This is a genomic window from Bacteroidales bacterium, assembly GCA_013314715.1.
Classification (GTDB): domain Bacteria; phylum Bacteroidota; class Bacteroidia; order Bacteroidales; family GWA2-32-17; genus Ch61.
In genome coordinates this window covers 1-19994 of sequence record JABUFC010000022.1, presented here as the reverse complement: position 1 = coordinate 19994, position 19994 = coordinate 1, and the positions used below count along the sequence as shown (strand labels likewise).

The 19994-nt window shown below is 33.3% G+C and carries 17 protein-coding genes; 8 read left to right on the top strand and 9 right to left on the bottom strand.

The window, feature by feature from the left end:
- Positions 1 to 97: 97 nt before the first annotated feature.
- Complete coding sequence (locus tag HPY79_06655) at positions 98 to 2626, top strand: ATP-dependent Clp protease ATP-binding subunit (GenBank protein ID NSW45475.1); 2529 nt, start codon at positions 98 to 100, stop codon at positions 2624 to 2626.
- Positions 2627 to 3739, top strand: coding sequence for a class I SAM-dependent RNA methyltransferase (locus tag HPY79_06650; GenBank protein NSW45474.1), 1113 nt, complete (start codon positions 2627 to 2629; stop codon positions 3737 to 3739).
- Here the strand turns inward: HPY79_06650 and HPY79_06645 are convergent.
- The 8 genes from HPY79_06645 to HPY79_06610 all read right to left on the bottom strand — a co-directional run bounded on the left by HPY79_06645 (position 3736) and on the right by HPY79_06610 (position 11354).
- The gene (locus tag HPY79_06645) at positions 3736 to 4197 is read right to left on the bottom strand and encodes a hypothetical protein (protein ID NSW45473.1); all 462 of its coding nucleotides are present in this window, start codon (positions 4195 to 4197) and stop codon (positions 3736 to 3738) included. The two genes, HPY79_06650 and HPY79_06645, sit on opposite strands and share 4 nt — an antisense overlap.
- Positions 4194 to 5426, bottom strand: a complete 1233-nt coding sequence (locus tag HPY79_06640) for a glycosyltransferase family 4 protein (GenBank protein ID NSW45472.1) — start codon at positions 5424 to 5426, stop codon at positions 4194 to 4196. Before HPY79_06640 ends, HPY79_06645 begins: the two co-directional genes overlap by 4 nt.
- Complete coding sequence (locus HPY79_06635) at positions 5423 to 6469, bottom strand: glycosyltransferase family 4 protein (protein NSW45471.1); 1047 nt, start codon at positions 6467 to 6469, stop codon at positions 5423 to 5425. Before HPY79_06635 ends, HPY79_06640 begins: the two co-directional genes overlap by 4 nt.
- A 4-nt stretch (positions 6470 to 6473) precedes the next feature.
- Positions 6474 to 7682 carry a hypothetical protein gene (locus tag HPY79_06630; protein ID NSW45470.1) on the bottom strand — a complete coding sequence of 403 codons (1209 nt, stop codon included), beginning with the start codon at positions 7680 to 7682 and terminating at the stop codon, positions 6474 to 6476.
- A 148-nt stretch (positions 7683 to 7830) separates the two neighbouring features.
- Complete coding sequence (locus tag HPY79_06625; protein ID NSW45469.1) at positions 7831 to 8727, bottom strand: hypothetical protein; 897 nt, start codon at positions 8725 to 8727, stop codon at positions 7831 to 7833.
- Positions 8724 to 10007, bottom strand: a complete 1284-nt coding sequence (locus tag HPY79_06620; GenBank protein NSW45468.1) for an oligosaccharide flippase family protein — start codon at positions 10005 to 10007, stop codon at positions 8724 to 8726. The genes HPY79_06625 and HPY79_06620 overlap by 4 nt, the downstream gene beginning before the upstream one ends.
- Positions 9989 to 10570 carry an acyltransferase gene (locus HPY79_06615; protein ID NSW45467.1) on the bottom strand — a complete coding sequence of 194 codons (582 nt, stop codon included), beginning with the start codon at positions 10568 to 10570 and terminating at the stop codon, positions 9989 to 9991. The genes HPY79_06620 and HPY79_06615 overlap by 19 nt, the downstream gene beginning before the upstream one ends.
- A gap of 67 nt (positions 10571 to 10637) precedes the next feature.
- Entirely contained in the window at positions 10638 to 11354 is a 717-nt protein-coding gene (locus tag HPY79_06610; GenBank protein ID NSW45466.1) for a DUF4197 domain-containing protein, read from the bottom strand.
- A gap of 256 nt (positions 11355 to 11610) precedes the next feature.
- Here HPY79_06610 and HPY79_06605 point away from each other — a divergent pair, with 256 nt between their 5' ends.
- Positions 11611 to 13629 (top strand): M13 family metallopeptidase, encoded by a 2019-nt coding sequence (locus HPY79_06605; GenBank protein NSW45465.1) that lies wholly within the window; start codon positions 11611 to 11613, stop codon positions 13627 to 13629.
- 93 nt (positions 13630 to 13722) lie between these two features.
- On the opposite strand, the gene wecB is transcribed toward HPY79_06605, so the two are convergent.
- Positions 13723 to 14859, bottom strand: a complete 1137-nt coding sequence (gene wecB, locus HPY79_06600) for a UDP-N-acetylglucosamine 2-epimerase (non-hydrolyzing) (GenBank protein ID NSW45464.1) — start codon at positions 14857 to 14859, stop codon at positions 13723 to 13725.
- 86 nt (positions 14860 to 14945) lie between these two features.
- Here wecB and HPY79_06595 point away from each other — a divergent pair, with 86 nt between their 5' ends.
- The 5 genes from HPY79_06595 to HPY79_06575 all read left to right on the top strand — a co-directional run.
- Entirely contained in the window at positions 14946 to 15356 is a 411-nt protein-coding gene (locus HPY79_06595) for a hypothetical protein (protein NSW45463.1), read from the top strand.
- A gap of 150 nt (positions 15357 to 15506) precedes the next feature.
- Positions 15507 to 16754, top strand: a complete 1248-nt coding sequence (locus HPY79_06590) for an aspartate kinase (GenBank protein NSW45462.1) — start codon at positions 15507 to 15509, stop codon at positions 16752 to 16754.
- Between the two features lie 56 nt (positions 16755 to 16810).
- Positions 16811 to 19060: a TonB-dependent receptor gene (locus HPY79_06585; protein NSW45461.1), complete on the top strand. Its 2250-nt coding sequence runs from the start codon at positions 16811 to 16813 to the stop codon at positions 19058 to 19060.
- Positions 19061 to 19065: 5 nt separating this feature from the next.
- The gene (locus tag HPY79_06580) at positions 19066 to 19422 is read left to right on the top strand and encodes a heavy-metal-associated domain-containing protein (protein ID NSW45460.1); all 357 of its coding nucleotides are present in this window, start codon (positions 19066 to 19068) and stop codon (positions 19420 to 19422) included.
- A 316-nt stretch (positions 19423 to 19738) separates the two neighbouring features.
- On the top strand, positions 19739 to 19994 hold a 256-nt coding region (locus tag HPY79_06575), incomplete at its 3' end, for a hypothetical protein (protein ID NSW45459.1).

The window sequence follows — 19994 nt, the reverse complement described above, 5'->3', positions numbered from 1 at the left end:
TTAATTAACAAGTCGATGTTTAAAGAATGTACTCGAAAACATTGTTGTTTTGAATAATTCTCTTTATCTTTGAGGTGTATTAGGCAAGTTTTTATATATGAAAGCAAGATTTTCACCCAAAATTAGTGACATATTAACTTATAGTCGCGAAGAGGCTGTTCGATTAGGTAACGAAATTGTTACTACCGATCATTTGTTTTTAGGTATTATTCGCGATGGCGATTCTGAAGCACTTCATATTCTCAATGCTTTTCCAATCGATTTGACAGATATTCGAAAAAAAATAGAAAGCAATTTAAAAAAAGATGAACCACTCCATATGAATGAAATGGAACAATTGCCGGTTTCAAAAGGAGTAGAAAGAATATTAAAATTAATGAATTTAGAAGCAATATCACTCAAAAGCAAAGAGATTGATACCATTCACATGCTACTAGCCATTTTAAAGGACGAAACATGTTATACTACAAATCTTTTATCTGAATATTCCCTTAATTACGAAGTAATAAAAACGATGTTGCAAGGCGAAACGCCTCGAATGCAATCGGACGAAGGTGATGATGATGATGATAAAAATTTGTTTGGCTCATCGCGCAATAACCCTGGTGGACAAGGAAAGAGTAGTAATAGCGATACTCCTTTTTTAGATAATTTTGGTATCGATTTAACTAAAGCAGCCGAAGAAGGACGCCTTGATCCTATTGTAGGCAGAGAAATGGAAATTGAACGCTTATCACAAATATTAAGTCGTAGAAAGAAGAATAATCCTGTTTTAATAGGAGACCCTGGTGTTGGTAAGTCGGCAATAGTCGAAGGTCTTGCCACGCGTATAATACAACGAAAAGTATCACGTATTTTATTTGATAAACGTATTGTAGCTTTAGACTTAGCTGCAATTGTTGCTGGTACCAAATACAGAGGACAGTTTGAAGAGCGTATCAAAGCTATATTGAGTGAAATTTCAAAAAATCCCAATATCATTTTATTTATTGACGAAATTCATACAATGGTAGGTGCTGGAGGTGCCACCGGTTCGCTCGATGCTGCCAATATGCTTAAACCCGCTTTAGCCCGTGGTGATATTCAATGTATTGGTGCTACCACTCTTGATGAATACCGTCAGTACATCGAAAAAGATGGTGCTTTAGAACGTCGCTTTCAAAAAGTTATTGTCGATCCGACCTCGATAGAGGAAACCATTACTATTCTTAATAATATTAAAGAACGATACGAAGATCATCACTCCGTTATATATTCAAAAGAAGCATTAGAAGCTTGTGTAAAATTAACCCATCGTTATATTACCGACCGTCTGCTGCCCGATAAAGCAATTGATGCTATGGACGAAGCCGGTTCACGCGTTCATATTAAAAATATTAAAGTTCCAGAAAGCTTAACAAAGTTAGAAGAAGAACTTGAAAAAGTTAGAACTGAAAAACAAAATGCAGTTAAGCAACAAAAATTTGAAACTGCTGCAAGACTCAGAGACACCGAACGCTCGTTGCAAACCAAAATTCAGGAAGAAAAAGAAAAATGGGAACAAGATATGTATAAAAACCGTCAAACGGTTACCGAAGAAAATGTGGCTGAAGTTGTAGCTATGATGACCGGTGTTCCTGTTCAGCGTATTGCTCAATCAGAGGGGAATCGCTTGCTTAATATGTTTGAAGAAATAAAAGGTAAGATAATTGGTCAGGACGAAGCTATACAAAAAATAGTTAAAGCTATTCAACGCAATAGAGCTGGATTAAAAGATCCAAATAAACCCATTGGCACTTTTATTTTCCTTGGTCCTACCGGTGTTGGGAAAACACAATTAGCTAAAGTTCTTGCCGAATACTTATTTGACAACAGCGAAAACCTTATTCGCATTGATATGAGCGAGTATATGGAAAAATTTAGTGTTTCGCGTTTAGTTGGAGCGCCTCCGGGATACGTTGGATACGAAGAAGGTGGACAATTAACCGAGAAAGTGCGTCGCCGTCCTTATTCTGTTGTGCTACTTGACGAAATTGAAAAGGCTCATCCCGATGTATTTCACATTTTACTACAAGTTCTTGATGAAGGCCGACTAACAGATAGCCTTGGGCGTCGTGTTGATTTTAGAAATACTATTATTATTATGACCAGTAATATTGGTACTCGTCAACTTCAAGAATACGGTCGCGGTGTGGGTTTTGAAACTAAAGCCAGAAAAGAATCATTTAATATACAAGCAAAAAGCATTATTGAAAATGCTTTAAAAAAGACTTTTGCTCCCGAATTTTTAAATCGAATTGACGATGTTATTTTATTTAATTCACTTACTCGTGAAGATATTAATAAGATTATTGATATTGAACTTGAAGGCTTATTAAATAGAGTAAAACAATTAGGATACGAAATAAAATTGACACCCAAAGCAAAAGAATATATTGCCGAAAAAGGGTTCGATGTTCAATTTGGTGCTCGTCCACTAAAACGTGCATTACAAAAGTATCTCGAAGATCCATTAGCAGAAGCAATCATTAAGCATCAACCTAAAGCCGGCGATATTTTAATGGTAGGATATAGTCAAAAAAATGAAGAATTGACATTCAAGATAGTTTCAGATGCTAAAGCTGTCGGAAATTCTGATGAAGAATAAATGAAATTTATTGTTAAAACCTTTGAAGGACTCGAAGAAGTTCTATATAAGGAGTTGATAGAAAAAGGTTTTCAAAAAACCAAATTGCTAAGAAGAGCAGTTTCTTTTATTGGAAATTTAGAAGATTTGTATAGAGCAAATTATACGCTTTCTCTTGGTCTGCGAATATTACAACAAATTTACTACGAAAAAGTAAGTAATGAGCAACAGTTCTATCAATTTATATATGATGTTCCTTGGCATCGATATTTTACAGTGGATAAATCGTTTAGGGTAGATGTGGTGTTACTTACAGAACGTTTTAAAAACAGCTTATTTCTAGCTCAAAAAGCCAAAGATGCTATTGCTGATCGTTTTCGTAAAGAAGTTAATGAACGCCCTGCTGTAGATACCCGAAAACCTCAAGTTATTATTAACATTCATATTACCGATTTAGAAGTAACTCTATCGCTCGATAGTTCAGGTGATACATTAAATCGCAGAGGATATAGAGATTACCAAGGCTTAGCTCCTCTCAACGAAGTTTTAGCACGAGGATTGTTGAAGCTAAGCGGTTGGAATAGCAATATGCCCCTACTCGATCCTATGTGCGGAAGTGGAACCATTGCTATTGAAGCAACATACGAAGCCAACAACATCCCGACAGGATATTTGCGCAATCAATATGCGTTTATGAATTGGACCGATTTTGATAAAGATCTATGGAAAAAAGTTCGCGAAAAAGCCCAAAGTGAAATAAAAAATGCAAAATTGAAAATTGTGGGTGCCGATATGGACGATCGAGTACTACTAGCTGCTAAAAAAAGTATTCAAAAACTTCCTTATTCACAATCGACACTTTTTATTGAAAACGATTTTCTAAAAAACAATATTCCTTTTCAAAATGGATATATAATTTCAAATCTGCCTTACGACGAACGTATTGAAGTAGAAAATATCAACCATTTTTACAACAATGTTGGAACACAGCTAAAATTCAATTACAAATCGAATCGTATATGGCTATTAATGAGCAAAGAATACGCTAAATTTATGAGTCTCAAGCCGAAAAAGAAAATTAATTTGTTAAATGGTAAGATTGAATGCACTTTTAATGAGTATGAAGTATATTAATGACATCCGCACCCACGTTGGTTCCAGGGTGTTTTATCGCGTGGCTTTTTAATAGTTTTAAAGGGTGTTTTATCGACTATTTCGTAAACTTTTTTGATGGTGTAGTTAGTACACGACTTGCAAACATGTTCAGCAAAAAATAGATTGTAACGGTTGGAAATTTTATCTTTTTGGGCAAAAACCAAATATTCTTTTCCTTGCTCAAATTGCATGGTGTCGTTGGTATAAACCATCAATCGGCTATAATCTTTACCTTTTTGGATTTCGGTAATGTCAAAATCAATCATTTTTTCTTCGCCAGTAGTATTGCCAATAATATTTTCGTAAATAACGATGGCTGTAAAAATTATATCAGCATTTTTGTACATTCTTTTTATAGAATCGGGCGAAATGTGTTCTTGTGCGTTTAACGAAAAAATAATATTTAAAGAAAATAATAAACAAAAATATTTGATCATAATTCTGTTAATTGATTGTAAAACGATTGGGCTATTTTAGTACGATTAAAATTATTGTTAACATATTCTCTGCCATTTTTTCCCATTTGTTTAATTTCATCGCGGTGATTATAGGCATATAGTATTTTATCAGCCATATCATTATCATTTTCAGGCTCAACATAAAAACAAGCTTGGGCTTTTTCTACAAAATGTTTTCTGGCTTCGCCATCTACAGCAAGAATAATAGGTTTTTCCATCGCTAACGTTTCAAAAATTTTTGAAGGTATTGCTCCTTCGAATAGTTCTAATTTTCGCAATGGTACTAATGCAATATCGATATCAGCTAAAATTTCAGGCATTGTTTTTTTATCAACCGTATCGATAAAATATGTATTTAAAATTTTTTCTTCTTTAGCCATATCTATTAAATGCTTTTTTTCAGGACCACTACCCACAAAAACAAAACGAATATTTTCAATGTGTTGTAATTTTTTTGCAGCTTTCAAAACGGTTTCGAGTCCTTGAGCATGACCGTGAATACCTGCATAAAGGCATATAAAATCGTTTTGTGTAAAATTTAAACTTTTTCTAAGGTAAAAAGAATATTGGTTTTGGGGGGTAAAAAACGATAGATCGGCACCATTAGGAAGCCAAAAAGTTTTTTTTTCAGGAAAACGCAGATTGATATTTGTACAAATTCCTTGTGTTTGTCCACTTACTAGAACTGCTTTTTGGTAACAAAAAGCTTCTAACTTATAGGTATATTTAAGAATTGTTTTATTTGTAACCAATTTAAGTTTTTCGGCGCTTTCGGGCCATAAGTCAGACACATTAAAAATCATTTTTGCTCTTTTGAAACGACTTAAAATATATGCCGAAATACCTAAAAACAGTGGTGGTGACTCAACCATCAAAAAATCGCTTTTAGGTAATACTATCAAACCTATAAAAATAGACGAAAATACAAATGAAAAATAGTTTAAAAGTCTTGCAAAAATAGATTTGGACGAAGAAACAAATATCCAACTTCGATACACTTTCAATCCGTTTATTTCTTCTTTTTTATAAATTTTCCAGCGATACCCTTTATGTTTTTTCATTTGAGGATAATTAGGCATAGCTGTTAATACAATAATATTTAAGCCTGCTCTTTGTAAATGTATTGCTAATTCGTATAGTCTATTTTGTGGTGCACCTACTTCGGGTGGAAAATATTGAGTTAATATGATGAGAGTTTTTGATTTCATTCTTCTATTAATTTTAATATAAACTCTTCAATTGACTTAGGAAATATAGCTTTTTCGTTTATAATAATTCTATTCTGTTTAAAGAGATGCGAAGAGTTAACTTGTTTAAGTAAATTAACTATATTCGCATCTTCTTTTAATATGATACCATTTTCTAAATGAATTATCCACTCTCGATTAGCAGGTATATCTGAAACGATAGGAACACATCCATAAGCCATTGCTTCAAGAAGAGATACAGAAGTCGCATCGCTTATAGGAAGTGAGAAAAAATAACTGGCTTTTTTATATATTTCGGCTTGTTTATCAGCATTGATAAAACCTACCCACTCAATATTATCTTTAATTCCAAGTTGTAAAGCTTTTTGAATCAGGTTCTCCTTTTCGCTACCGTCGTTGGCAATAATAAGTCGTGCTTCTGGAGTTGTTTTGCAAATTTCACTGAATAACTCAATTACCCAATCTATTCGATAATTGGGCGTTAAAGCTCTGTTTGAGAAAAACAGCCACGGATTTTTATCTTTAATACTACATTCCGGCAATTTTTCAAGTCCAAATGGAAAAGTAGAAATATTGGCTTTGGGGTAAAGGAGTTTTATTTTTTCGCTCATATACTGCGAGTCAGATGTAATAAGAATGGCTTTTTTTAAACTGTATTGTGTTATTTTTTTCTTGAGATTTGATTCAAATGGAGTTACCAAAATATCACTACCCCATGCTGAAAGTATGAGCTTTGAATCTTGTGGTTTTGCTAAAGCGGCTAAAAAACCGTAACTTGTGATATAATGAGCGTTAATGTAATTGGGTTTTATTTGTCTAATGATTCGCCTGATTTTGGGCAATAATTTTATTAAATGGAAATTACCACCTTCGACACTGATTTTTTGGTCGAAGCTCATGCATTTATTTTTATCTAACCACGAATAAAAAACAGGATCAATACCCTGAAAAGAAAGCACATACAAATCTACATGCTTAATCAATTCCCTCGCCCATTTTATCAGGTGGGGGCTTTCGGCATTGCCCATTAGCAAATATCTCACTTTGTTATTCACGGTATAACTGTCTGATTAAATGTTCTAAAATTTTCACCTGATAAGCCCTATGATGCATCATAATAAGCCTTTGATTGTAGTTAAGCGTTTGTCGATTTTTCCAAAGATTAAATGCTTTCATTAATGCTTGTTTTATTGCTTCAATATTATTAAAATCGGCAACAAATCCGGCATTGCATTCTTGAATAAGTTGAGCTGCCACATCGGTTTTGTCAACGACCGCTATTATAGGACGCATGGCTCCAAGATAATCGAAAAGCTTGCCGGTATAAACACCTTTATATGTTGTGGGTGGGTGTATTAGCAACAACGCATCTGCATTTTGAATAATATTAACGGCCTCGTTGTATGGAATTTTATCATATCGTTCAACAATAGGATAAAGTTCATCGGGTATTCTAATACCTGATGTGCTACCTAAAAATACAAGCCTAACGTCAGTAATCTGCTGTTCTTTTATTAACGATTTTAATGCATCAAAAAAGGTTTCTGGAGTACGGTTTGCGTAAAAAGTGCCTGCATAAACCATGGTAAAACAATCATTGTAATGAAACTTTAACCGAGCTTCAAAATCATATCCATTTCTGATTTCTATAATAGGAATATTTCTGCTATTCTTTGTTTGTAATTCTTCAATTATGGGCAATGAAACAGTAGTAATAGCATCGGCATGCGAAAGAATTATTTTTTCTACAATGTGATGTTTTTTTGTTTGATTATCAGGTATATAAGGATTATTACTTAAAGCGTCTCTTAAATCGGCTATCCATTTAACATTTGGGAACTTGTCTTTTAACCTTTTAGCTATTAGGTGATTCTCAAAATAAGGCGATGAAGAAATAACAATGAAGTTATTTTCTAATTTAATGAGTTCGTAAGCTTTTTTATATGCTTTTTTCTCGAAATTGCCGGTTTGAGCTATATTTAAATGTATTAAAATTCGGTTCCATAAAGCTTTAGATTTGTGTAGAATAAAGTTTGTATTTTTATTGAACGAACAATATTTAAGAAAGCTTGTGTTTTTTATTGGGAATAATTGAATAGAATCCTCGTTTTTCTTAACTTCACCGTTGTATGGAAAAATAACACTAACTTCAAATTCATTTTTATCTAAATACTTGGCAAATGCATGTAGCCTATTGCTTGCAACCGATATTATGGGTGGAAAATAGGACGATATGATTATGACTTGTTTTTTCATCTGTAATTATTTTTTAATTTTTAAATAAAGGGTAGAACTTGTCTCGTCAGTATGATGAGATGGAATACAGCATTCGAACAAATAGTATTGCTTGTTTATGTGTAATAATTTAATTTTTGGTTGGTGTGAATTTGTTCTCATGGCTATTTCATACAGTTAAATAATCGATCAGTTTAATAAAATTCTCAGACGAAAAATGATGCTCAACCCAACGAGCAGCCTCCAAATTGGGCTTTAAATTGCCCGAATCAAAAGAGTCTTTTAATTGTTTTAATCGATCTACTACTTCGTTCTCATTTTGAGCCAATAAAGTATAATCAAGTTTTTGATTATAAATAACATAACGCTGTTGCGACAGGGCTTCTAATACAAAGAATGAGAGACCGTCGTGTTCAGGGAATCGCATACAAACATAAGAATTTTGGATATACGATTTTGTATTGTTAACCCATCCATGAAATATTACATTTGAAGGCATATCAATGATAGGTTTTTCGGTGCCAATAACGTCAAATTGAATAGAAGGTAATTGCTTTACAATATTTTTGAGTTTATAAATGCCATAAAACTCTTGATTGTTTTGAGGAATATAAATTAATGCTGAAAAAACAGAAGGAAAGGGTTTAAATGGCTCCATTTTTTCAAACAAAATTAAAGATTGAAATTTAGCTTTGATGCCAATTTTTGATAATTCTGCAACAAACCATGGCGTATCGGTTAGGTGTATTGCTTTTTCGATAAATGCTTTTTTGTATTTATTTTCAGCATAGGCTTTTTGAGCGGCAATAATATCGCTGCCCACCCAATGCATGACCACTTTCTTTTTTAATTTTATGGCTAACGAAAGAGCAAAACTATAATCAATGGTGCCATTGATAGAATAAACCGTTTGGCAAAAAGGAAGCAAAAATAAATACCTTATTTTATCCCAAATTTTGTAATAGGTATTTAATACGATGTATTGATGATTGGTGTCGAATTTAAATAAATTTGACTTCACATTAATTGTAAAATATGGTAATCCTATCATTAAAACTCTTTTCATTGTTGCCTCCCCGAAATTTTTACAAACCAATACAAAACAAACGAAAAGTATAAAAACATAGTAATGCTTATTAGCATTAAACTGATTTTTATATCACTATAAAAAAAGCCACCTGTCCATACCGATAAAATAATTAGCGAATTACCCAATAAACTAAGTAAGAATGCTTGCTTTTGCTTTCCTATAATTAATGGAATAGTGCTAATTGGGCTAATTAAAATACTCATCGTTAACCATAGTGAGATATAACGGGCATAATATCCAGCTTGTTCCCATCCTTTTCCCAGAAACCAACCAAAAACTTGCGGTGCAAAAACAAAAATCATTATAAAAAAAGGAATCGCAATCCACACCATCATTTTGAGATTTTTAATTACAAAAGGGCGAATATTGTTGCCTTTAGCAAATTCACTCGAAGCACGTTGAAAAAAGACTTGACCTACCGACGAGCCAATAAGCGAAACCGGAGCTATTAATAAACGAAAAGTGCGAGAATAATAGCCAACGTCATCTGATGTAAAAAAATAGCTTAAAAGGAAAATTACTAGGCTTTGCTGAAGGATATCGGTAAAGGCATGCAAGCTATTTATTTTGGGAAAATCGGCATACTGGGAAGCCATTTCTTTGATTTCTTTTCTATTGATAAGTTTCGTTGTTCTTTTGTCAGTTATGAAAAATTTACCAATAAATGCAAAAAAAGCAGCAAATTGACCTAAAATATAAGCAACGATAAGTCCCTTGCTTCCCCATTTAATAAAACCTAACAAAATGTTACCTAATGAATTGATTGTGGTTTGAGCAATACGCGATAAGCTTATTAACCCAAAACGTTTATTTCTAAGCGACCAATAATTTAACGACTGATACAAACCGGCAAACAAAACTACAATTGGAGTGAGCCAAAGAAAAATAGATAATTTTTCGTTTTTTAAAAATTGAGCAATGGGAAATCGAAATAATAAAACAATAATAAAAGACACGATGGTAACGATCATCGAAATGATAAGCGATAGAGCAAATACATTAATTGATTTTCTATCTGTTTTGGGTAGCATAATAGCTAATTCGTAACGTGCTGTAGCAATAATGGTAAATAATGTTGTAAAACTTACAAACTGTGCAAAAAGAGCAAATTCGTCTGGTGTATATATTCGGGTAAGAATTGGTTCAACAAGAAAAGGTATGATTTGAGCAAAAGCTCCACCTGTAAAAATGGTAAAAACGCTTTTAATAAAAGGTGAATTGGAGTATTGTTTAATATCTATTTTTGACTTGCCCATTTATTGTAAAAGGTTCTTAGATTTGGATTTTCTTTAAGATAATTTTCATCTAATTGACGTGTATCACCAACAACCTTTGCAGGATTACCAGCAATAATAGAAAAATCAGGGAACTCACCCTTAACATAGCTATAAGCTGCAACGATGCTTCCCTTTCCTATTTTGGTATGGGGCATAATAACCGAATGAGGTCCTATATAAGAATATTTACCAATATAAACGGGTCCTTTTATATAGCCTTTTAAATCACTGTAATTTGAATATTCATCACCGTATAAGCGAATAGAAATATGGCTCGAATGACTTGTAATACTAACAAAATTTGTGATTTGACAACCCTCTTCTATAACAATTCCGTTACTAGCTTCAATAAAATTGTAATGTCCAATAAATACATGATCGGCTAAAACTAAATGTTCTTTTGCATGGATATAAGTAGTATTACTAATTCTAACATTTTTTAGTGTTATACTTCCTTGTTTGTATTTCGAAAGCATTAAAGGTTTATACAATACCGATAGCCTGTTCGAAATTTTTTCTTTTAACCAATTAAAAAATTGCATGGTTTATATTGTTTCTGCAAAATAAGAGGAAAAAAACGGAAAAGACAAATGGTAATAAATACGAAAATTATTCTCCAAATACTTTTCTTAAAATATCATTAACTTGGTACGAGACGTTATGCCTGATAAGTTTTTCTTGTTCGGCAATTTTAATAAACAGACCGTCTAAACCTTTATTGGTAGCAAAGGTATCAAGGTTACTAGTAATGGGTTGCCATCCGGTTATAGGATTGCACAAAGGGTTGTAAACCGATTTTAATTGTTCCCAAGCTTCATAAGCTGTCATACCGGCAACTAATGGTTTGTTTAAAGACACCTGAAGTTTTGGAATAAAAACACTAAAAAGCTGACTACGTGTCTTAGCTTTCAGATATAAAGTAGCTGCCGAATCGGTTCCATGCAAAATAGAGGAAGCATCGCTAATGCTCATTGTGGTTATTGCATCAACAAAAATGGGCTTGGCTTCGATGGCAGCATCTTCGGCAGAACGATTCAATGATAAAATTAGTTGTTCTATTTTTTGATCGATTCCGGCTGCTTGTAGTAACGGATCGTTTTGATGTTCCAATACTCCATGAGCATCGGGAGGCAAGAAAATTTTTACTGCAAGATCGCCGTAATACCCATCGGTTTTATGTAAATTGGTGCTCGAGGTATCGGTACCAACTTTTAAGGCTTCTTTTAAACCTTGAATAATTTCTTCTTCTGAAAGTCCTTCTTCTTTATTACATGAAAGAGTTGCCATTAGTCCAATTAGTAATGTATAAAATACAAATTTTTTCATGTGTAATTATTTTTTAATTTTTAAATTAAGGTCACATGGAATACGCCATTCGAATAAAGAGCAAGGCTTATTTGTGAGTGATAATTTCATTTTCGGTTGCTGTGAATTTATTCTCATGGCTATTTCATAGCTTTTTTTTCCAAAGTTAAAATAAATTAATGAAATAATCAAATTGTAACTTATCATGTATTTTTTCGTCATAGAATAACTATTTTTGAACCAAATTAATTAATTATTTATGAAAATAAACAATTTTATGTCAATTGTAGCTTTAAGTGGCTTATTATTAGGCGGTTGTTCACTCAACGAGCCCAATGGTAAAAAAAATGAGGGTATCGACTTAGCTAATATGGATACCACTTACAAACCGGGCGATAATTTTTATATGTACGCCATTGGTGGATGGAAAAAAAACAATCCGATTCCAGACGAGTATTCTGTTTATGGAGCTTTTAATCAGTTAGATCAGCAGAATACCCAAATGCTTAAAGATTTATTCGATGAGCTTACAAAGAAAAAAGATTTAAACGACGAACAAAAGAAAATCTTGAACTTTTATAGTTCTGGAATGGATACCAATGCCATTGAAAAAAGTGGTATCGAACCTTTAAAACCTTATTTTGATGAAATTAACCAACTAAAAGATTATAAGGATTTTGCTGCTTTTCTTGGCAAAATGCATCATAATAGCATATTTGCTCCATTTTATTTATATGCTGGACAAGATGAGAAAAACAGCGAAATGGTTATTGCTCAAATCTTTCAAGGTGGGCTAGGCTTACCCGACCGCGACTATTACACTAGCCAAGACGATGTTTCGAAAATGTTACGCGATGAATATCAGAAATATATTGTTAATTTGTTAAAAGTGGCCAAACTTTATCCAGAAGATCAAATTGAAAAAATAGCCAAAAACATTTTCGATATCGAAACTCAAATGGCTAAAGCATCTATGACACGTGTTGAAATGCGTGACCCCAAAAAACTTTACAACAAAATGACCGTAGAAGAATTGCAAAAACTCACTCCCAATTTTAATTGGAACGAATATTTTACTGCATTGGGCAAAAGCGATATTAAGTCACTCAATATTGGTCAACCCAACTTTTTTACTGAATTGAATAAAATGTACAAATCTATCCCAATAGAACAATGGAAACAATATTATACTTTCCATTTGATTAACGATTGTGCATCTTATTTGAATAAAGATATTGAAAAAACAAGTTTTGATTTCTATGGTACCGTATTATCTGGTAAAACTAAAATGAAAGACCGTTGGAAAAAAGTAGTTGAACTAACAAGCAACATGCTAGGAGAAGCAGTCGGCAAATTATATGTACAAAAATATTTTCCCGAAGAATCAAAAACCAGAATGCTCGAATTGGTTAAAAACTTAAAAGCTACGTTCCGTGAACATATTCAAAAACTCGATTGGATGACCGACGAAACCAAACAAAAAGCTGTTGAGAAACTTGATGCTATGAACTTAAAAATTGGTTATCCCGATAAATGGAGAGATTATTCTCAGGTTGAAATAAAAGAACAACCTTTTGTATTAAATGTATTAGCAGCAGAACGTTTTGATGTGGATTATATGCTTTCGCAAATTGACAAACCCGTCGATCGCCAGAAATGGGATATGTATCCACAAACTGTAAATGCATATTATAGCCCTAATATGAACGAAATTGTATTCCCGGCTGCTATTTTGCAACCGCCTTTCTTTAATGCCAAAGCCGATGATGCTGTAAACTATGGAGCGATAGGTGTAGTTATTGGTCACGAAATGACTCATGGTTTTGATGATCAAGGACGTCAGTACGATAAAAACGGTAATCTCAATGATTGGTGGAACGAAAAAGATGCCGCTAATTTTAAAGCTAAAGCCGATAAACTTATTCCTGTTTACGAAGCCTATAAAATTAACGACTCTTTAAATGTTAATGGTAAGCTAACTTTAGGCGAAAACATTGCCGATATGGGTGGTTTAAGTTTGGCCATTGATGCATTAAAGAAAACTTTTAAAGGCAATGAACAGCCTATTGATGGTTTTACACCCATTCAACGTTTTTATTTGTCGTTTGCCAATGTATGGAGGCAAAATATCCGCTTACAGGAATTGCAACGCCGTCTGAAAGAAGACGTTCACTCACCGGCCGAAGTTCGCGTAAATGTTCCAATTTATCATTTCGAAGAATTTAACACGGCATTTAACATTAAACCTACTGACAAACGTTATGTAAAACCCGAAAACCGCCTAAAAATATGGTAAAATAAAACAAAAAATAGCAACAGGCTGTCTCAAAAGGGCAGCCTGTTGTTTTTTAGTATATAGCACGAATTAGATGCAAAAGTCTCGCAAATGTTATTCATTCAAATAATTCAATATGTTTTTGCAAATAAATTCAGCTGCATGACCATCGCCAAATACAGGTGCATATTTTAAATCATCTGCATGCTGTATAAAATACTGCACCGCTTCTTTTACTTTTATCGGGTTTATATCAGTAACTCTCCCCGCTCCTTGCTCAACAATTTCGACCCATTCGGTTTCGGTTCGTAAAATAATACATGGCTTTTGCATAAAATATGCTTCTTTTTGTAAACCGCCTGAATCGGTCATTACGATTTTACAAGACTTTAAAAGAGCAAGAATTTCTAAATACGAAACCGGCTCTATTAAATGAATGAGCGGATGTGTATCTAATCGAGCTTTCATTTCGGGCAAATGTTGCAATAAGGCTTTCACTGTTCGTGGATGAATAGGAAAAACAATATTGATTTGTTGCTCATCGGCAATTTGGACTAGCAGGCTTGCTATTTGCTTCAGATTATCTATATTATCGGTATTCTGTTCGCGATGAATAGTTACCAATGCAAATTCACCTTTTATTTTATCTAAAAAAGCAAGTTTAGTGGCTTTATTGCTGAAATAAAGAGCATTGTCATACATAATATCGCCACTCTTTAAAATGGCAGGATGGTCAATATCAAAGGTCGTTTGGGTTAATTTAAAACCTTCGTTTTTCAAATTGTTTATAGCAGTTTGAGTAGGTGCAAAAAGCAAAGTGGAGACATGGTCGCATGTAATACGATTAATTTCTTCGGGCATTGTTTTGTTAAACGAACGTAAACCAGCTTCAATATGGGCAACCGGATAGTGCATTTTGGCAGCTGTTATTGCTACTGCTAAAGTGCTGTTAGTATCTCCATAAACCACAACAATATCGGGCTTTTCAGATTGAATAATCTCTTCAGTTTTTAACATTATTTGGGCTGTTTGAGTTGCATGGCTGCCACTCCCTACTCCCATGTTTATATGTGGCTTGGGTATTTCTAACTCTTCAAAAAACACTTGAGACATATTATAATCGTAATGCTGCCCGGTATGTACAATGATATCTTCAATTTGATGAGCATAGTATTTTTTTACTGCACGACTCAAAGCAGCCGCCTTAATAATTTGTGGACGTGCGCCTACAATGTTTAATAGTTTTACCATCTTTAAATGAATTTCATGCAAAGTTAATCAGAATAATTTACTTGGCATATTTAAACAGTATCCCTATTTTTGCAAAAATGTTCATTATGAAAGTATTGTTTATTTATTGTACAGAATTTGGCTATACTCCTACGGTAAAAGCATTAGAAAAATTTCCTGACGTAAACGAATCGAAAAATTTTAATGAAGTGCAAGTGGCTTTTATTCAAGCCGAAGAAAAAGATATGCTACCCGAACACGACGTTACTAAAAAACTTTTGAATAATATTAAATGGATATGTCGCAAGAATAATACAAACAAAATAGTGTTACATTCTTTTGCACACCTATCAGAGAGTAAAGCTACGCCAGAATTTACACTTGAGCTTTTTAACCGAATTGAAGAGCGACTTAAAAATGTTGGCTTTGAAGTTTATCAAACGCCTTTTGGATACTTTCTCGATTTAACCATTAAAGCACCGGGGTTTTCATTAGCAAGAGTATTTCAGGATTTATAAAGTTTAATATTTTTTTACATAAAAATTTTTTATTTATTTAATTTGTAAAACTTGAAATAAAATTATATTTCTGTCATTTTTTAAATTTTTGGGACACTCTATTTTTGAATTTTGCATAGGTATTTCATACCTTAGCACAAAATTTACTGTATGCAAATATTTAAGTTTGGCGGTGCCTCGTTAAAAGACGCACAAGGCATTGAACGAGTTGGAACCATCATTAAACAATATCAGAACGAACATTTGGTAATTGTTGTTTCGGCAATGGGTAAAACAACCAATGCCTTGGAATGGGTTTACCGTTATTACATAGAAAATAGCATTCAAAAATATGAGGCCTTACAAGAAATAAAAACATTTCACTTTAACATATTAAATTCGTTATTTAAACAAACAGATAATGTTTTTCAAGAAGTCCAAACTTGGTTTAATAAACTTGAACAAAAAATAAATACAACACCCTCATCCAATATCGATTTTGAATACGACCAAATTGTTTCATACGGTGAACTTATTTCATCTAAAATTGTAGAACATTATTTGCGAAGTGCAGGCATCGTCTTAACATGGTGGGACATTCGCAGGTTATTAATCACAGATGCGAATTACAAAGAAGCCAGTGTTTTATTTGATAAATCTACACCTAAAATCAATCAATGTTTTCAAACAAAAGGCATACATCTTTGCCAAGGATTTATAGGAGGTACCGAAATGGGCGATTCAACTACATTGGGCAGAGAAGGCTCCGATTACACTGCTGCAGCTTTGGCTTATATGCTCAATGCCAATGCAGTAACCATTTGGAAAGATGTACCGGGTGTTTTAAACGCCGACCCTCGCATTATTCCTGAGGCTGTTAAATTAGACAAAATTACTTACAAAGAAGCCATTGAGTTAGCCTATTATGGAGCACAAGTCATTCATCCCAAAACTATCAAACCTCTTCAAAACAAGAATATTCCTTTGTGGGTAAAGCCTTTTCTTGCTCCTCAAGAAGCAGGGACCGTAGTTCAGAATTTAAACGAGAAAATCGCATTACCTCCTATCTTTATTTATAAATATCATCAGGTATTGATTTCTATCATGCCTAAAGATTTTTCGTTCATTGCCGAAAATAATATTAGTCTTATATTTAGCTATTTGGCAAAACATAAAATTAAAGTTAACCTAATGCAGCAATCGGCAGTAAGCTTTAGTATTTGCGTTGATTATGATGAGCGAAAACTAAATGCTTTTTTACAAGCTATGAAAAATCAATTCGATGTATTGTATAATACAGATTTAACTTTAATAACTATACGACATTATACTGATGAAGCTATAAAAAAAGTTATTGGTAATAACAAAATCATTATTAAAGAAATAAGCCGCAAAACTGCACGATTAGTTGTTAAATAAACAAAAAAAAACTCTATCATTTTAATAGATTAATAAATTACTTATCTTTGCGGTCTATGAATAACCGCTATAATTCTATTATTTTATTTTCAGTATTACTAATAAGTAATGCTACTTTTACACAAAATATATTAACAGGCTATGTTTACGAAAAGCATAAAGAAGCAGGGCGTGTACATTTTGAACCACTTGTTGGAGCTAGTGTTTATTGGAAAGATTCTCAGAAAGGTACAACTACAGACGCTAACGGAAAATTTAAACTAACGACCATTCCCGAAACCAACTATTTAATTGTTAGTTTTGTGGGTTATAAATCCGATACGCTCCGTATTGTCGATGGACAAAATAACATAAAAATAGTACTCGAGTCCATTCAAGTACTTAATGAGGTAGAAGTTACTGCTCGTCAAAAGGCAGAACACATTGATAAACTTAACCCCATTAAAACTGAAATTATTACTAATACTGGATTACAACGATTGGCTTGTTGCAATTTATCCGAAAGTTTCGAAAATAGTGGAACAGTTGATGTAAATTACAGCGATGCTGTTACCGGTGCAAAACACATTCAAATGCTTGGATTAGCAGGAAGTTATACGCAGTTGTTGGGTGAAAATATGCCCTTATTGCAAGGATTAGCCTATTCATACGGTTTAACTTACGTACCCGGAACATGGATGCAATCTATTCAGGTTTCTAAAGGGACTTCATCTGTAATAAATGGCTTTGAATCTATTACAGGTCAAATAAATGCAGAATTTAAGAAACCTCATTTATCTGACCCCTTATTTTTAAATGTTTATGCCAATAACGAAGGAAGAGGTGAAATGAATCTAGATATTGCCCAAAAAATCAGCGAAAATTTTTCAATAATGACTTTGCTTCATACAGAATCGCAATTGCTTAAACAAGACCACAACCACGATCATTTTTTGGACATTCCCTTATCTAAACAACTCAACGTATTTCAGCGATTTAATTACGAAAAAGAAGGAAAATTACATTTTCAATATGGAATAAAAATTTTGTTAGACGATAAAACCGGAGGGTTAGCGTCATTTAATCCTAAAACAGACAAAAACTCTCAACAAAAATATGGAATAGGAATAAATACCCAACGTTTTGAGCTCATCACTAAGCATGGCTTTATTCTACCTCGACACGAAACCAGCATAGGAATTCAAATTGCTGGTGCTTATCATATTCAGGATGCTTTCTTTGGCTTAAATAATTATAATGCAGACGAAAAAAGCCTTTATGCAAACTTAATTTACCATAGTTATCTGTTTAAAGAAGACCAAAAAATTGACCTTGGTTCCTCCTTTAATGCCTCGTTACTTGATGAAAAAATGAAGGTAAGCAATCTTGACACACTTTTCAATATGAACAATCAAACAGTTGGCATATTTGCTCAATACACTTACGATTATCAAAAAATCATTACTTTAATGTTCGGCTTTAGAGCCGATTACAGCCTTTTGTATGGAATGATTTATACGCCTCGCCTTCATTTTAAATACGAAATAAACGAAAATACAACCTTGCGTCTTTCTGGCGGAAAAGGCACTCATTTTGCTTATCCCGTAGCTGAAAATTTAAGTTATATGGTAAGTGCACGAAAATGGTATTTTCTTAACCCTATAAAACCCGAACAAGCATGGAATGCAGGCTTAAGCTTTTCGCATAAAATAAAAATAAACGACGAAAAAAGCATTCAAATTGTTGTTGATGCTTTTAGAACCGAATTTACAAGTCAGGTTGTAGTTGACAATGTTAGCCATCCTCAAAAAGTTAGTATTTACGAACTTACAGGTAGAAGTTATAGCAATAGTTATCAAATTAACTTAACCGCTAATCCGATAAAACACCTTGATTTAACTTTGATTGGTCGCTATAACGATGTACAACAAAGCTATACCAGTCATTTAATTCAAAAGCCATTAGTAGTTCCGTTTAAGGCACTTTTTACGGTATCGTATGCAACAAGGTACGAAAAATGGCTCATTGACATTACTACACAATGGAACAGTTCGGCGTCATTGCCGGATTATTCTACAAATCCAAATGCTTATCAAATCCCTTCATCGGCTCCGGCTTATACAATGATATTTGTACAGCTTACCCGTCGTTTTAAACAGTGGGATGCTTATACAGGTGTTGAAAATTTGCTTAATTATACCCAACATCACCCTATTATAGCTCCGGACGACCCATTTGGAAACTATTTTGATGCATCAATGGTTTATGCACCTATTATGGGACGTCTATTTTACATTGGTATTCGATATAAACTAACTAAATCTTAATGTATATGAAATCTAAATTATTAACCTTTATTTTATTTCTTATCGCAACTTTTATGGTTCATGCCCAAAACAAAAGCGAAATTAAAATTAAAACATCGGCTCAATGTGGAATGTGCAAGGAACGAATCGAAAAAGCGTTAGCTTACGAAAAAGGTATCTATTCATCCAATCTTGATCTTAAAACAAAAGAAGTAACAGTTGTTTACAATCCCCAAAAAACATCTCCGGATAAAATTCGTTTAGCCATCTCAAAAGTAGGCTATCAGGCAGACGATTTAAAAGCCGACCCATTTGCATACGAAGAATTACCTCCATGTTGTAAACTCCCTGACGATAAAAATCATCAAGAACACCAGAATTAATAGGTTGTTTATTTCTCGCATAAGAAGTAAACTGATTTTAGTCTGCAATTATTCTGATTTATAAAAAATCAAAAACTTTTTCAATCTGCAATTTTACCAACTATACAATAACAACTACCATTTGTAAATTCAAACCAACCATCTATACAATAACAACGTAGTTTAAAAATTTGCCTCTTGACAATAAAAAAAATATGCTTTACCTTTGCAAAAAATTAGTTTATCAACTTATGCGTTTTATTAGCCAATCAAACGTTCGTAAAGCCCTTCAGAATATACATGGGGGGGGGCAATAGATTTATTGTCAATTAGTTATATGGCATTTACGCCTTTGAAAATGTTTTCTCAATATTCAATATTATGTTCATATTCGGAGTGTAATGTATGGTTGTACCATAAAAATAAAATAGGTATAGGCTTTGGTTGGAGCGAAGCCTATGTACCTCGAACAACATTACACCTGCACGAGTTTAATTCTATTAACACTTATTTAAATATAACCAACCAAACGACAGGTTTTCCGGTTGGTAACCAAACCATCGGGATGTTTATCGGAATGACAGGCAACAAGG